14 protein-coding genes are annotated in these 14,076 nt (G+C 49.4%); 9 read left to right on the top strand and 5 right to left on the bottom strand.

Translation table 11 applies throughout. From position 1 onward, the window contains the following. Nucleotides 1-43 precede the first annotated feature (43 nt). From NWF04_06465 to amrB, 3 genes are read left to right on the top strand one after another with little or no spacing between them, the layout of a single operon-like run. Entirely contained in the window at nucleotides 44-1,294 is a 1,251-nt protein-coding gene (locus NWF04_06465; GenBank protein ID MCW4006222.1) for a phosphopyruvate hydratase, read from the top strand. A gap of 16 nt (nucleotides 1,295-1,310) precedes the next feature. Next, nucleotides 1,311-2,249: a 30S ribosomal protein S2 gene (gene rpsB / locus NWF04_06460; protein MCW4006221.1), complete on the top strand. Its 939-nt coding sequence runs from the start codon at nucleotides 1,311-1,313 to the stop codon at nucleotides 2,247-2,249. A gap of 9 nt (nucleotides 2,250-2,258) precedes the next feature. Continuing rightward, the gene (gene amrB, locus NWF04_06455) at nucleotides 2,259-3,137 is read left to right on the top strand and encodes an AmmeMemoRadiSam system protein B (GenBank protein ID MCW4006220.1); all 879 of its coding nucleotides are present in this window, start codon (nucleotides 2,259-2,261) and stop codon (nucleotides 3,135-3,137) included. On the opposite strand, the gene larE is transcribed toward amrB, so the two are convergent. Both larE and larC read right to left on the bottom strand, forming a co-directional pair. Beyond that, a complete protein-coding gene (gene larE / locus NWF04_06450) occupies nucleotides 3,134-3,961 on the bottom strand; it encodes an ATP-dependent sacrificial sulfur transferase LarE (protein ID MCW4006219.1) in 828 nt (275 codons plus the stop codon). The two genes, amrB and larE, sit on opposite strands and share 4 nt — an antisense overlap. Before the next feature lie 7 nt (nucleotides 3,962-3,968). Beyond that, complete coding sequence (larC, locus tag NWF04_06445) at nucleotides 3,969-5,210, bottom strand: nickel pincer cofactor biosynthesis protein LarC (protein ID MCW4006218.1); 1,242 nt, start codon at nucleotides 5,208-5,210, stop codon at nucleotides 3,969-3,971. Between the two features lie 80 nt (nucleotides 5,211-5,290). Between larC and larB the strand changes: the two genes are divergently transcribed. Further along, nucleotides 5,291-6,079, top strand: a complete 789-nt coding sequence (gene larB, locus NWF04_06440; GenBank protein ID MCW4006217.1) for a nickel pincer cofactor biosynthesis protein LarB — start codon at nucleotides 5,291-5,293, stop codon at nucleotides 6,077-6,079. Nucleotides 6,080-6,100: 21 nt separating this feature from the next. On the opposite strand, the gene NWF04_06435 is transcribed toward larB, so the two are convergent. After that, on the bottom strand, nucleotides 6,101-6,331 hold the full coding sequence (locus NWF04_06435; GenBank protein ID MCW4006216.1) for a hypothetical protein: 231 nt from the start codon (nucleotides 6,329-6,331) through the stop codon (nucleotides 6,101-6,103). Nucleotides 6,332-6,426: 95 nt separating this feature from the next. Beyond that, complete coding sequence (locus NWF04_06430) at nucleotides 6,427-7,530, bottom strand: phosphate uptake regulator PhoU (GenBank protein ID MCW4006215.1); 1,104 nt, start codon at nucleotides 7,528-7,530, stop codon at nucleotides 6,427-6,429. 275 nt (nucleotides 7,531-7,805) lie between these two features. Here NWF04_06430 and NWF04_06425 point away from each other — a divergent pair, with 275 nt between their 5' ends. Genes NWF04_06425 through NWF04_06405 form a run of 5 tightly spaced genes read left to right on the top strand, consistent with a single transcriptional unit; the run spans nucleotide 7,806 to nucleotide 13,012 of the window. Next, on the top strand, nucleotides 7,806-8,249 hold the full coding sequence (locus NWF04_06425) for a 4Fe-4S dicluster domain-containing protein (protein MCW4006214.1): 444 nt from the start codon (nucleotides 7,806-7,808) through the stop codon (nucleotides 8,247-8,249). After that, on the top strand, nucleotides 8,250-9,542 hold the full coding sequence (locus tag NWF04_06420; GenBank protein MCW4006213.1) for an FAD-dependent oxidoreductase: 1,293 nt from the start codon (nucleotides 8,250-8,252) through the stop codon (nucleotides 9,540-9,542). It abuts the gene before it with no gap. Then, nucleotides 9,535-10,677, top strand: coding sequence for a glutamine amidotransferase family protein (locus tag NWF04_06415; GenBank protein ID MCW4006212.1), 1,143 nt, complete (start codon nucleotides 9,535-9,537; stop codon nucleotides 10,675-10,677). Before NWF04_06420 ends, NWF04_06415 begins: the two co-directional genes overlap by 8 nt. After that, the gene (locus NWF04_06410) at nucleotides 10,677-12,188 is read left to right on the top strand and encodes a glutamate synthase-related protein (protein MCW4006211.1); all 1,512 of its coding nucleotides are present in this window, start codon (nucleotides 10,677-10,679) and stop codon (nucleotides 12,186-12,188) included. Before NWF04_06415 ends, NWF04_06410 begins: the two co-directional genes overlap by 1 nt. Nucleotides 12,189-12,211: 23 nt before the next feature. Beyond that, the gene (locus NWF04_06405; protein MCW4006210.1) at nucleotides 12,212-13,012 is read left to right on the top strand and encodes a hypothetical protein; all 801 of its coding nucleotides are present in this window, start codon (nucleotides 12,212-12,214) and stop codon (nucleotides 13,010-13,012) included. Nucleotides 13,013-13,307: 295 nt separating this feature from the next. Here the strand turns inward: NWF04_06405 and NWF04_06400 are convergent, their stop codons facing one another. Then, a complete protein-coding gene (locus NWF04_06400; GenBank protein ID MCW4006209.1) occupies nucleotides 13,308-14,075 on the bottom strand; it encodes a hypothetical protein in 768 nt (255 codons plus the stop codon). Nucleotide 14,076: the final 1 nt, after the last annotated feature.

Below are 14,076 nucleotides of genomic sequence, written 5' to 3'. Positions count from 1 at the left end.
ATAAGAGCTAAACATGAATGTCTATCCACTTGAGGAATCTAGCGTGTCGTCGATAATTGAGGACTTAATTGCGCGGAAAATCTTTAACAACCGTGGCGAAGAAACCATCGAAGTGGATGTGGTTACAACTTCTGGCTTTGGTCGTACAGCGGCTCCAGCGGGAAAAAGCCGGGGAAAAGCTGAGGTAGTCTATTACCCACCTGGCGGCGTAGATGATGCCGTAAAGAAAGTTGATGAACTCATAACCGCTGAACTTGCAGGGCTAAACGCCGATTACCAAGAAGAAATCGACAACACCCTCCACGAAATAGACGGCACAACAAACTTCAAAGTTATAGGCGGAAACACCGCGTTTGCCATAAGCATAGCCAACGCCGAAGCAGCCGCCAACAGCCACAACCTGCTCCTCTTCCAGTTCCTAGGCGGAACAACCGCAACAACCCTGCCCTACCCCTTAGGCAACTGCATCTCAGGCGGACAACACGCACGCGGCAAAAGCCCCGACATCCAAGAATACCTCGCCTTGCCCTACGGCGCAGAAACCTTCCTTGAAGCCGTAACCGCCAACGCTATGATTCACAAAAAAATCGGCGACGCCCTCAAAAGGAAAGACAAGACCTTCACGGCAGGCAAAAGCGATGAAGGCGCTTGGATAGCTAATATTGACGGTAACGACGCATTTGAAGTCATAGCCAAAGCCTGCGAAGACGTGGGCAACGAATTGGATTTTGAATGCGGTTTTGGTGTTGACGTCGCAGCGGCTTCCTTTTACAACAGCAAAGAACAAAAATACGAATACAAAACCGAAGGCGTAAATCGCGACTCAGGCGAACAGCTAGAATACCTAAAAGACCTCATCGAAAAATATCATTTGACCTACGTGGAAGACCCCTTTGACGAAAATGACTTCGAAAATACTGCTGAGCTTACCGCAAAAACCAAAAACTGCATGATATGCGGCGATGACCTCTTTACCACCAACAACGAGCGCCTAAGCCAAGGCGTTAAAATAAATGCGGGAAACGCGATTATAATCAAAGTCAACCAAATCGGAACCTTAACCGACGCGCTGGAAACCATCCAGACCGCCCAAAGAAACGGTTACAGCTGCGTTATGTCTCACCGAAGCGGCGACACCCCAGATTGGCATATTGCTCATCTGGCAGTAGCTTACGGCTGCCCTGTTATCAAAACAGGTGTAGTTGAAGGCTCACGTATTGCAAAGCTAAACGAGCTGCTAAGGATTGAACATTTCCTTGGTAGCCGCGCAAAAATGGCTGAATTAAAAATTTAACAGGAGAAAAACTATTTTGGCAGAAGATGAAATAAAAACGAAACCCTCAACCGAAGACGAAGCCGAACCCCAAGAAGTCGAGGAACAAAAACCCGACGTAGAGCAAGTTGAGGAAGAACAGGTTGAAGCCCCAGACGCTGTAGAAGAACAAGAAGCTAAAGCAGCAGAAAGCGAACAACCTGAAGAAGCAGAAGAAACACAAGCCGCTGAAGAAGAAACCCAACCCGAAGAAGTTGAGGAAGAACAAGCTGAAGACGAAGAAGTTCAGGTTGAAATCGAATCTGAAGAAGAAGTCTTTGAAGAAGCTCCTGAAGCTCCCGAAACCCCAACGGCGCCCTCAGACGGCGAAGACCTCCTGCTCCCACGCGACACCCTGCTCTCCGCAGGCATCCACATCGGAACCCGCATGAAAACCCAAGACATGGAACCCTTCATCTACCGCGTACGCCCCGACGGACTCTTCGTTTTAGACGTAAAAAAGACCGACGACCGCATACGCGTCGCAGGCAAATTCCTAGCCCGCTACGACCCCTCAAAAATCGCCGTCGCAGCAACCCGTCTATACGCTCACGAACCCATCCGCAAATTCTGCCAACTCACCGGCTCCATGCCCCTCATCGGCAGATTCATACCCGGTATGCTCTCAAACCCTCTGTACCCCAACCGAGTAGACCCCGAAATCATCGTCGTTTCTGACCCCCGCGCAGACGCCCAAGCAGTCAAAGAAGCATCCGACGTAGGCATACCCATCGTAGCCCTATGCAGCACCGACAACGAATTCTCAGGCGTAGACCTCGTCATCCCAACCAACAACAAAGGCAGACGCGCCCTAGCTGTAATCTTCTGGCTCCTCTCAAGACAGGTGCTACGAGAACGCGGCGAGTTAGCAGCAGATCAGAACCCCAAAGTTGCAGTAGAAGACTTTGAAGCCAAGATTTCCCACGAGGAGGATTAGCTAACCTATATGCGTAGTCTTCGGCGACCAGTCGTAGCAGGTATGTTCTACGAAGGAACCGCTGAAGAACTAACTGCGCAAATAAAATTCTGCTTCCTCCACCCTTTTGGTCCCCAAAAACTCCCCCACATGAACCCCAACGGTCCCCGCGACATACTGGGGCTGATTTGTCCGCACGCAGGCTACGTCTACAGCGGCGCCGTAGCGGCAAACGCTTTTTCTGCTCTAGCCCAAGACGGCAAACCCGACACAGTTGTGATTTTAGGTCCTAACCACACAGGCGAGGGCACAGGCTTATCCATCATGACCACTGGTACATGGCAAACCCCCTTGGGCGACGTAAAAATCGACGAAGACGTTGCTGAGGCGTTGGTTGCTGAGTCGGGGATTTTGGATGTAGACGAGAACGCTCACCGGCGAGAACACAGCATCGAAGTGCAGCTGCCGTTTTTGCAGTACCTCTACGGCGACAACTTCAAATTCGTACCCATCTGCTTCTTGATGCAGGATTTGCAGTCCGCCCGCGAAGTTGGCAGAGCCCTAACCGAAGTTCTCGCAAACAAAAACGCCGTAGTCATCGCCTCCACAGACTTCACCCACTACGAAACCCAAACCTCCGTCAACCGCAAAGACCAAGCCGCCATAAACGCCATAGAAAACCTAAACGAAAACCAACTCTACACCGTTTTAGAAGAGCAAAACATAAGCGCCTGCGGCTACGCCCCAATCGCCGCCCTAATAACCTACGCCAAAGGCCTATGCGCCCCCAAAGCCCAACTACTACAACACAAAACCAGCGGCGACATCACAGGCGACCACACATCAACAGTAGGCTACGCAGCCCTAACCATAACAAAACCCAAAAACGCCTGCGCCACCAAACCCTAAATTTGCGGCTCTTTTTTACTTGTTTGAAGCATGCTTCCTGACCTGAAACCTTCCAAGTCAAGGGTGACGTAGCTAAAGCCTAATTGCTTGAGTTTTTCTGCGATTTCGTCCATTGGTTGAGTGCTGCAGAGCTTAGAGCGTTGGGTTTTGTCTACTTCGATTCTTGCCAGCCCGTTGTGGTCGCGTACGCGTAGCTGTTTGGCTCCTGTAAGTTGCCTGATTAACTGTTCGGCTTTGGCTATGCGCTCAAGCTTTGCTACGGTTATGGGTTGGTTGTATGCTATGCGGGTGGCTAAGCAGGCGTTGGCTGGTTTGTCATGCACGGACAATTGAAGTTTGGCGGCGAGTTCTCGAATCTCTTCTTTGGTGAATCTGCCTATGACCCAGGGGCTGTACACGTTTTGGACTTGAACTACAGCTTGGTAGCCTGGACGATGCATTTGCAGGTCGCTTAGGTTGGTGCCCTCAAAAATCGCCCCAAACCCCAGTTCCTGCGCGGTATGCCCGAGTTTTTGCAGAATTATTTTTTTGCAGAAAAAACATCGGTTCTCAGTATTCCTTGCCACATTGGGGTCTGATAAAACATCGGCTTCCACAATAAGATGCTTAACGCCTAAGCCTTTAGCAACCGCTTGTGCCTGCGCAACCTCCTCAACGGTGCACATAGCCGACTTAACCGTCACCGCAACTGCCTTCTCACCCAAGACCTCATGGCAAACCGCCGCCAACGTTGCACTGTCTACGCCTCCAGAAAACGCCACCACTACGCCGTTTGCGCCTTTTTCCTTGATGAAACGCTTAAGCTGCGTGGTTTTCTCTTCCATCACGTTTTCACTTGAGTTGTTCTTTGGCTTTTTGCACGGCTAACTCACAGATTTCCCTAAGCGGCATGCCTGTTTTTTGGGCTACTTGCTTGGCGTCTTCATATTCAGCTTTAACGTTCAAGACGTTGCCCTCTGAGTCTTTGGAAACTTTGACCTTCACGGTCTGTTTTGCTTCGCCGATTTGTATCTGCGTTTGTAGGGTTTCTCGGCTTGTTATATGCCGCTGGCAGGGATACATGCGCACTCCAAGCGTCCCTGTCTCCTCAACCAAAACCCGCGACAACCGCCCCACATCCACAGGATCAGCAATTACCTTGATAATCTGCCCTGGACGATTCTTCTTCGTAAACATCGGAATTATGCAAACGTCCTTGGCACCCTCCTGTAGCAAACGGTCAAAAACGTAACCCACCGTCTCGCCCGTGACATCGTCAACGTTGGTTTCCAAAACCGCAATTCCATCCTCCAAAAGCCCCTGCTCCCACCCCGTTCCTAAGGTAACTCGTAGCACATTTGAAACGCCCTTGAACTTTTTGGTTCCCGCACCATATCCTACCTTCAACGGAGCCATAGGCGGATAAAACGGCGTAACCTTCTCAGCTAAGTTGACTAGTATGGCGGCGCCTGTGGGGGTCGCAAGTTCAGCTTGGATGGGTCCGCCTTTGAAGAGAAAATTTTTGCTTTGAAGTATGGTTAGGGTGGCGGGGGCTGGGCTAGAAACTGTGCCATGGGAGAACTCAAATAAGCCGCCTCCAACCGAGACGGGAGTTGCGTAGATTTTCGCTTCAAATACGCCTAAGTCGTCAGCGGCAACTGCAACCCCAATGATTTCGGCTGGGGTGTCGATTAATCCGACTTCGTGCAGGTGTGCATCTTCAAGACCTGTTTTATGCAGTGTGGCTTCGGCTTCAACTAACGTGCGAACTGCATTTGAGGCAAACTGCTGCGCCTTTTCTGATAGCCCAAGTTTTTCTGCGGTTTTCTCGACAATTTCGATGAGTACTTTGCCGTTTTTTTTGCCTGCGGTCTTGGTGGTTACGTCAATGCTGGTTGCTCCAAAACTCCCCTGCAACACCTGCTTGATTTCAACTTTGACATCCTCATAGCCCGCTTCCCTGCCAAGTGATTCTATAGCCAAAACAATTTTGTCAACATCAGCACCCGCATCTATCAACGCGCCCAGCAACATATCGCCTGCGACGCCTGCAACTTGGCAGTCTATAACAACTATTTTTTTGGGTTTTGGCATTTTTCTTCACAAGACGTTTAATCATCACAAAAAGGCATAATGGATATATCATTTGTGGTCTTTATGTGGTTCGACTTGTGATGGATTCTTTTAGGGATGTTTTGGAAAAGGTTGCAAAAAAAGAGTTATCCCCCCCTGAAGCTGAGAAGATGCTTAGGCTTTTAGCTATTGACGAGTTAGGCAGCATCGCAAAGATAGACGGCAACCGCGAACTACGCAAAGGCATCCCCGAAATAATTCTGGCAGAAGGCAAAACCGCCCCCGACGTAGCAGAAATTGCGTTGAAAACGTTGGAGAAACGCGGCAGAGTAATCGTGAGCCGATGCAGCCCCGCCCACATACGAACCCTGCAAGATAACGCCCCCACAGACGCGCAACTGCAAATCTGCCAAAAAGCCTGCATGGCAATCCTAAAAAAACCTGGTTTCACTGTGAAAAGTACAGGCGGCAAAGTCGGCATACTGACCGCTGGAACCTCCGACATACCCGTAGCCGAGGAAGCCAAGGTCATCGCGCAGGAGATGGGGTGCAAAGTAGTCTTGGCGTATGATGTAGGCGTCGCGGGAATTCACCGATTAATGCAGCCGCTTAAGACCTTGGTCGCCGAGGACGTGGATGTGGTTGTGGTGGTGGCTGGCAGGGAAGGTGCCTTAGCTTCGGTGGTGGCGGGTTTGGTGGATGTTCCCGTGGTTGCGGTGCCGACTTCGAACAGTTTTGGGTTTGGAGAAAAAGGCGTAAGCGCCTTGATGGCTATGCTCCAGTCCTGTTCACTGGGGCTAGCAGTGGTCAACATAGACGGCGGAGTCGCAGCAGGCGCCACGGCAACCCTAATTGCAAACCGTGCAGCAAAATTCAAAAGCCCCCCTTAACCGCTGCTGGTTAAGTGGGGTTTAGCTGGTTGTTTCCCAGAGTAGGTTGATTCGTGATTTTAGGGTGGCGACGATTTTTTTGGTGTCTTCGATGTAGGCGAGTGTGATTTTGTGGGTTTCTTTGTTGGTTTTGTTGAGGTTGAAGCCGAGTTTGGCGGTTGCTGTTATGAGGTCGATTTCGCCTTCGAGGTCTTGGAACATTTTTTGTATGCTGTGTTCTCTTAGTTTTTCTTTGCTGATGAGTTCGTCCATGCCTGACCCACAACCTTTGGTAGCACGTTTGTAGATAAAGGTAATACTAATTAATGTTTGGGCGCGCTAACTCGTAGATACTCTTGTAAAAGGGGTTATTTGATGGCGAACGATTGGCAGAGTTCTTCTACGGTTCGGTTCAGCGTAAGTTCTGCTATGTCCTGTGCGTAGTCGAGTATGCGTCTGGAGCTGTCCAAAACAAGCCGCAGGATAGCGGTTATGTTGGGGTCAAGTTTTTTGCTGCTCATAAGCCTGATCAAGTCGTTTTCGAGCGTTACGTAGGATTGGCGTTTGGGGATGAGGTTTTCGGCGTCGTTGTAGTCGCGTTTGAACATGGCTTTGGTTGCGTCCTCAAAAAGCTGATGCGCCAGCGCATTGAAGCTTAGTATCTGCAAGTAAACCTCCTCGTCAACAGGGTCTTTTATGAAAAGCGTTTGGTCGTTGACTAGTTTTTGGAAGTGTGCCAGATTGTTCATGACGTTAAGCGCGTTTTCGGTTATGTTGCGTATGTAGTTGACGATTATGCGGTAGAGCAAAAATTCTTTGGGGGTCTTAAACCCCATTTCTCTGGACATGTTGTGTTCTATGCCAAATTTTAGTTGGCGTACGACGTAAAGTCCTAATCTGTTGGCGTCGTGGTGGCTGTTTAGCACGTTTTGGTGTAGGTCGCTGTTGGGGGTTTTGAGGGCGGATATGGCGTCGCGGTTCGCGGCTAGGGCGACGATGGTCATGCGGCGGACGGCTTTTTCTATGGGGAACTCGGAGTGTCTGATTAGGATTTGTAGTGTGATTTCGTCGTCGGTTTCGTCGATGATTTCTGCGCCCAAGAAGGTGTCGCGGACGAAGTTTTTGATTTCGGTTTTGAATTTGTTGGCGTCTACGTTGGCGCGAAAGTGTATGCGTATGACATCCGCGCTTATGACGTAGAGGGCTTGCATCATGCGCAGGGTGGCTTGTAGGTCTTCGGCGGGGTCAACGCTCACGTAGTACTCTTTTAGTTTGGCGTCTTTTGGGCTTTCGGTTTTCTCCAAGATTTTTCTGGGGACAAGGTTTAGTGACTGGTCGGGTTGGAGGTTGAAGGCTATTTCGCTACCGCGATTTAGATTGAGGTCTTGGACCCACTCTTTGGGGAGGCTTATTATGTATGAGCCTCTGCCTGTGCTTTGTACGCGCCTGTACCCAAGGTCTTTTGATGCCACAAACTCACCTGTCTATATGATTCATGTATAATGTATGTTTCATTGCGCTACATATAAATGATTTTCACTACCATTATATAGAGTACACGTTACCTTCTAAGGGAAGTTCCCCGAACAGGTGATACTGCACACGGCTTTACACTTGTAGAAATCTATTAACCGCAGCTAAATAAACGCTGGCGGATAAGAAGGTTTCCTGCACAAACAACGTTGAACTCCCTCTCTTACTGTTCACCTGCTCACGCTAACCAACATAAAAAGTGGAAAAAACCATGGTGAAAAAAATAGTCGCCAACCCCGACGCCTGCATGGGCTGTGGGCTATGCGAAGTCTACTGCATCGTTCAGCATTCCAAATCAAAAGACATCATCAAAGCCTACAACCGAGAAAAACCCCGACCCATCAGCCGCGTACGCCGGGAAATGAGCAAACCCGTAAGCTTTGCCATCCAATGCCGCCACTGCGACGATGCACCCTGCGTTGAAGCATGCCTAGCAGGCGCCATGACAAAAGACAAAGAAACTGGTCTAGTAACTCACAACCCCGACAAATGCATAGGCTGCTGGACCTGCGTTATGATTTGCCCCTACGGCGCCATAAAAATGGATGTGGAAGGCAAAGTTGTTGCCAAATGTGACCGATGCGTGGAGCTTGAGGTTCCTGCATGCGTAGCTAACTGCCCCAACCAAGCATTGGAATTCAAAGAGGTAGAACCCTAAATGTCCAAATACGTAATTATCGGTGCCTGCGCCGCGGGCGTAGGTGCAATTGAAGCTATCCGCGAAGTAGACCCTTCAGGCTCTATAGCTGTTATCAGCGAAGAAGTCTGCCCCCACTACAGCCGCCCCATGATTAGCGATTTTGTCAGCGGCAAAGCTGACTTTGAAAAAATGAAGACCCGTAGTGACGAGTTCTGGCAAGAAAACAAGGTTGAAGCTTTGGCAGGCAAAAAAGCCGCGAGCCTAAACACCGCTGAACACGCCGTAGTTCTTGACGATGGCGAAAAAGTCCCCTACGAAAAACTCTTCATCGCAACCGGCGGCAAACCTTTTGTCCCAAAGATGGAGGGTTCAGACAAAAAAGGTGTCTACACTTTCACCACTGTAAACGATGCGCAGAGCATTTCCAAGAAAATCGATGAAATCAACGCCAAAAACGTCGTCGTCATAGGCGCAGGCTTAATTGGCATTAGCGTAACCGACGCGTTGGTTAAGCGCGGCTTAAAAGTTACCCTCGTTGAGTTGCAAGACAAGATTTTGAGTTTGATTCTTGACCCGCAAGCCTCAACCATCGTCGAAGAAGTCATCAAAAAAGCAGGCGTCAACATCCTAACCGGAAAATCCGTCACCAAAATCCTTGGCAAACCCCAAGATGAAAGCAGCGTCGGCGGCGTCACCTTAACCACAGGTGAGCAGTTGCCCTGTGACCTTGTAATCGTAGCCATCGGCGTAATCCCCAGAACAGAAGTCGTCGCGGGAACCGACGTGAAAACCAACCGCGGCATACTCGTAGACAGCCGCATGCAAACTAGCATCCCAGACATATACGCTGGCGGAGACGTAGCCGAAGCATACGATTTCCTCCTAGACCAAAACCGCCTCTTGCCCCTTTGGCCTTTAGCTGTTTTGGAAGGAAAAATCGCAGGCTACAACATGGCAGGCAAACCCGCAGATTACGCGGGCGGAACCAATATGAGCTCCCTCAAATACTTCGGTGTCCCCATCGTCTCAGTTGGCTTGGCTAACCCCAAAGACCCCGCAGGCCTGGAAATCTTAACCCACACAGACGAGAACAAACGTGTCTACAAAAAACTCGTCCTCAAAGACGGCGTCATAGTTGGCATGACTTTTCTAGGCGACATCGAACGCGCGGGTATCATATTTTACCTCATAAAAAACAAGGTTAACGTAGACGATTTCAAACAATCCCTGCTCTCGGAGGACTTTGGCTTAGCTATACTGCCTGCGCCTTTGCGAGAAAAACTTGGGTTTGGAGGCAAAAACGATGAATGAACATGACAGAAAAATCATAAACCCCTACGGTCACGACAAGGACTTCTCAGGATGCTCCATATTTGGCATGATGGATTTAGAAGGCAAACGTTTCAGCTCACGCGACCCCGTAGCGGCAATTGCGAACATGCATGACCGCGGCAACGGCTTAGGCGGCGGCTTTGCTGTCTACGGTATCTACCCCAGATACAAAGACTACTACGCTTTTCACATCATGTACCTGAGCCCTGAAGCTAAAGAGAAAACCGAGAAAATCCTCTCTTCCTGCTTCACTATCGTTCACGAAGAGGAGATGCAAACCAAACCCGCCAACGTCATAGACCCCCCATTGCTGTGGCGGTACTTCGTGGAACCTAAACCCAGCCTGCTCAAAGGTGCCCTCAACGAAGAAGAATGCATCATAAACGCTGTCATGCGCATCAACACTGAAACAGGCAAAGCTTTCGTGTTCTCCAGCGGCAAAGACATGGGCGTCTTCAAAGGAGTCGGATTCCCCGAAGACATAGCCGACTTTTTCTGCCTCGAAGAATACCAAGGCTACCTGTGGACATGCCACGGCAGGTTCCCAACCAACACGCCCGGATGGTGGGGAGGCGCACACCCCTTCAACATCCTTGACTGGACAGTAGTTCACAACGGCGAAATCTCCAGCTACGGCATAAACCGCCGCTACCTCGAAATGTTTGGGTACAAATGCACCCTGCAAACCGACACCGAAGTAGTAGCATACGCGTTTGATTTGCTTATGCGGCGTCAACGTTTGCCTATCGAGTTGGTTGCGCAGATTATGGCTCCGCCGTTTTGGTCAGAAATCGATGCTTCGCAAACCAAGCAAAGCCAACTCGCAAAAGTTCTGCGCCAAACTTATGGCAGCCTGTTAATGAATGGACCCTTTAGCGTTGTAGTTGCTCAGCACGGCGAGATGATAGGCTTAACCGACCGCGTCAAACTGCGACCCATGATAGCTGCAACCAAAGGCGACCTGCTCTACTTGTCCTCAGAAGAAGCATCCATCCGCCTTGTTTCGCCCCAGCTTGACCGCCTCTGGACTCCTAAAGGCGGCGAACCCGTCATAGGCAGAATCGGCGGCAAAAAACTAATCGAATCCATACCCACCTTGGAGGCGCATCAGTAATGAAAAGCTACTTACCCTCAGACTACATCGTGGAACGTGACGAAGAAAAATGCATCCGATGCAAAGTCTGCGTCAACCAGTGCACCTACGAAACCCATAGCTACGACGAAGAAGACGACGTTATGTGTAGCGACAGCGAAAACTGCGTTAACTGCCAACGATGCGTAACCATGTGCCCCACAGGCGCCCTAACCGTAAGCAAAAACCCTGGACCCTACCGTGCAAACGGCAACTGGTCCTCAGCGTCTATTTACGACATCAAAAAGCAAGCAGAAACTGGTGGAGTCTTGCTTACAGGCATGGGGTGCGACAAACCCGAACTCACCTACTGGGACAAACTCTTAGTTAACGCCAGCCAAGTCACCAACCCCTCCATTGACCCCCTGCGCGAACCCATGGAAATCCGCACATACCTAGGCAAAAAACCCGACGCTTTAGAAGTTGACGTGGACGGCGACGACATCACACTGAAAACCCAACTCACCCCCCAGCTAACCCTTGAAACCCCCATCCTTTTCACTGCCATGTCCTACGGTGCAATTAGCCTCAACGTTCATGAAGCCCTTGCGCGGGCAGCCACCAAATCAGGCACCTACTTCAACACTGGAGAAGGCGGCTTAGCATCCAAACTCTACAAGTACGGCAAAAACACCATCGTCCAAGTCGCCTCAGGACGCTTCGGAGTTCACTCCAAGTATCTTAACGCAGGCGCCGCAGTCGAAATCAAAATCGGCCAAGGCGCAAAACCCGGCATCGGAGGCCACCTCCCCGGCGAGAAAGTCTCTGACCACGTAGCCAAAACCCGCATGATACCAATTGGCACTGACGCTCTTTCACCTGCGCCTCAGCATGACATCTACAGCATCGAAGACCTGCGCCAACTCATCTACGCCCTCAAAGAAGCAACCAACTACGAAAAACCCGTTTCTGTCAAAATCGCAGCAGTTCACAACGTCGCAGCCATCGCAAGTGGCATTGCACGGGCAGGAGCAGACATCATAGCCATTGACGGTGTGCGCGGCTCTACTGGTGCAGCTCCCAAAGTTATCCGAGATAACGTAGGCATACCCATAGAATTTGCCATCGCAAGTGTAGACCAACGTTTGCGTGATGAGGGCATTCGTAACATGGCTTCCGTGGTTGCCGCAGGAGGCTTTAGAAACAGCGGTGATGTCCTCAAAGCCATAGCGTTGGGTGCAGACGCCGTATACATAGGAACCGCCGCCTTAATCGCTATAGGATGTACGGTTTGCCAGAAATGCTACACTGGAAAGTGTCCGTGGGGCATTGCGACTAGTGACCCGTGGATTAGCAAGCGCGTGAACCCTGATATTGCGGCTGAGCGGCTCTCGAATTTGCTGCGTGGCTGGAGCCTTGAAATCAAGGACATGATGGGTGGCATGGGCGTAAACGCTATAGAGAGCTTGCGTGGTAACCGTTTGCACCTGCGCGGCGTCGGGTTAACTGAGGCTGAAGCTAAAATCTTGGGTGTAAAACTGGCAGGACAATAAATCTGTATGGAGAATGATGAGAAATGGTTGAAGAAAAAAACTTTGCTGGAATTGACGCCAAGTTTCACGCGTGCCTAACCCTACAAGATGATGTCTGGAAAGTAGACGCAACTGGTATGTACTACCGCGAACTCAACGCTTTGCTGCGTCAACTCGACAAGGCAGGCGCCAAAAAAATTGAGATACGCAACGTTTACGGTCAACGCTACATCGGAACTGACCTTAAAAACAAACTCAAAATCGACATATACGGCACGCCCGGCAACGATTTAGCTGCCTTCATGGATGGACAAAGCATAGAAGTCCACGGCAACGCCCAAGACTGCATCGGCAACACCATGAACGACGGACAAATGGTTATACACGGCAGAGCAGGCGACATCGCAGGCTACGGCATGAGAGGCGGCAAAATCTTCATCCGCGACAACGTCGGAACTCGCGTAGGCATCCACATGAAAGAATATCTCGACAAAAAATCCACCATGGTCGTAGGCGGAACCGCACAGGACTTTCTGGGCGAATACATGGCAGGCGGAATCCTCGTAGTCATGGGGTTAAACCTCAAAGACGACGAACCCCACGGAGCAAAATTCGTCGGCACAGGCATGCACGGCGGCGTCATCTACGTACGCGGCGAAGTCACCCACTTGGGCAAAGAAGTCAAAGTCACAGACATCAACGAAACCGACAAAACCACCATCGAAACCTTAGTCAAAGAATACTGCAACCACTTCAAAACCGACTACAACACCATCATGAGCAAACCCTTCAAAAAAATCATACCCTACTCAAGCAGACCCTACGGCAGAATATACGCCTACTAAACCAAACCCCCACTTTCCACCAGCTCTGCAAAACCACGTAGACCCCCTCCCCCTTTCTGCATAGAATTAATATTTGCATCCTAATAGGTTGGCGTGGCGCTGTTTGGCATTGTTTTTTTCCATTCTTCTGTGGAGAGTCCTGTTAATTAAAGACCCAAATATTCTACAACTACATAACACCCAACGAAGCACTAACCGGGAAAAAACACCCGCAGATACATCGAAATCATCTTTAGGGGACGATAAGCGGGAGGTCCTAATATAAAACACACAAAAACAAAGGGGTGCATCCTAATTAAATTTGGACTACTCCGACGGAATATAATCTTTCGACAATTTCATAGATTGGATAAACATCTTCTAAAAGTTCTTCGGATGCTTGCCTCGTAAATAAACGACCATCGGAAAAAATGTAGTATGTTTTCTTCTTATAATTAATTGCCATATATTCCACTATGCCGCCTATAGCAGGGTCTCTAATCAGTTTCTCATATTCTATTGATTCGTCAACAGCTGAACCTTTAAGCCAAACATCCGCTATATAGGGGTCTTTAACGTCACTAGCTCTAACTTCTATAGTATCACTAAATTCCTCTATTTTATTAATTTCATTCTCCTTTTCTTTTAAGAGAAAAGATACGCTTTTTAAAGGTGCAGATACCAAGCCAGTACTCGCTTTTTTTGTTGCCACTCCGATATTTTTCGCTATTCTGCCTGCATCACTACTGCTAGCGAATATTCCTATTATGTTGGTTAGTGGTTCTTTGTGGAATATATACGCCCATTTAGGTCCTTCAGTATATTTGACAATATGACTGCGCATTTCCAAGTTTATTTCATCCATCGTTCTGACAGTGATTGTATCATCATAATATACCTCAATTAACTTTCCCAGAGATGAAGTCTGTGGTTCAAAATTCGGGGGAAGGGCAAAGCCTGTCTGTTCGACTGTATTTTTGATGTAGAGTTTAAAATCATTATGGAGGGAGTATGTTCCCTTTTTGAGCAGTATGTTAAAGACATCAGATGTTAGCGGCTTAAAAAAAGAGCAAGACAGAAACATT

The sequence above is a fragment of the Candidatus Bathyarchaeota archaeon genome, from assembly GCA_026014465.1.
Lineage (GTDB): Archaea > Thermoproteota > Bathyarchaeia > Bathyarchaeales > Bathycorpusculaceae > JADGNF01.
This window is presented reverse-complemented; position numbering and strand designations above follow the sequence as displayed.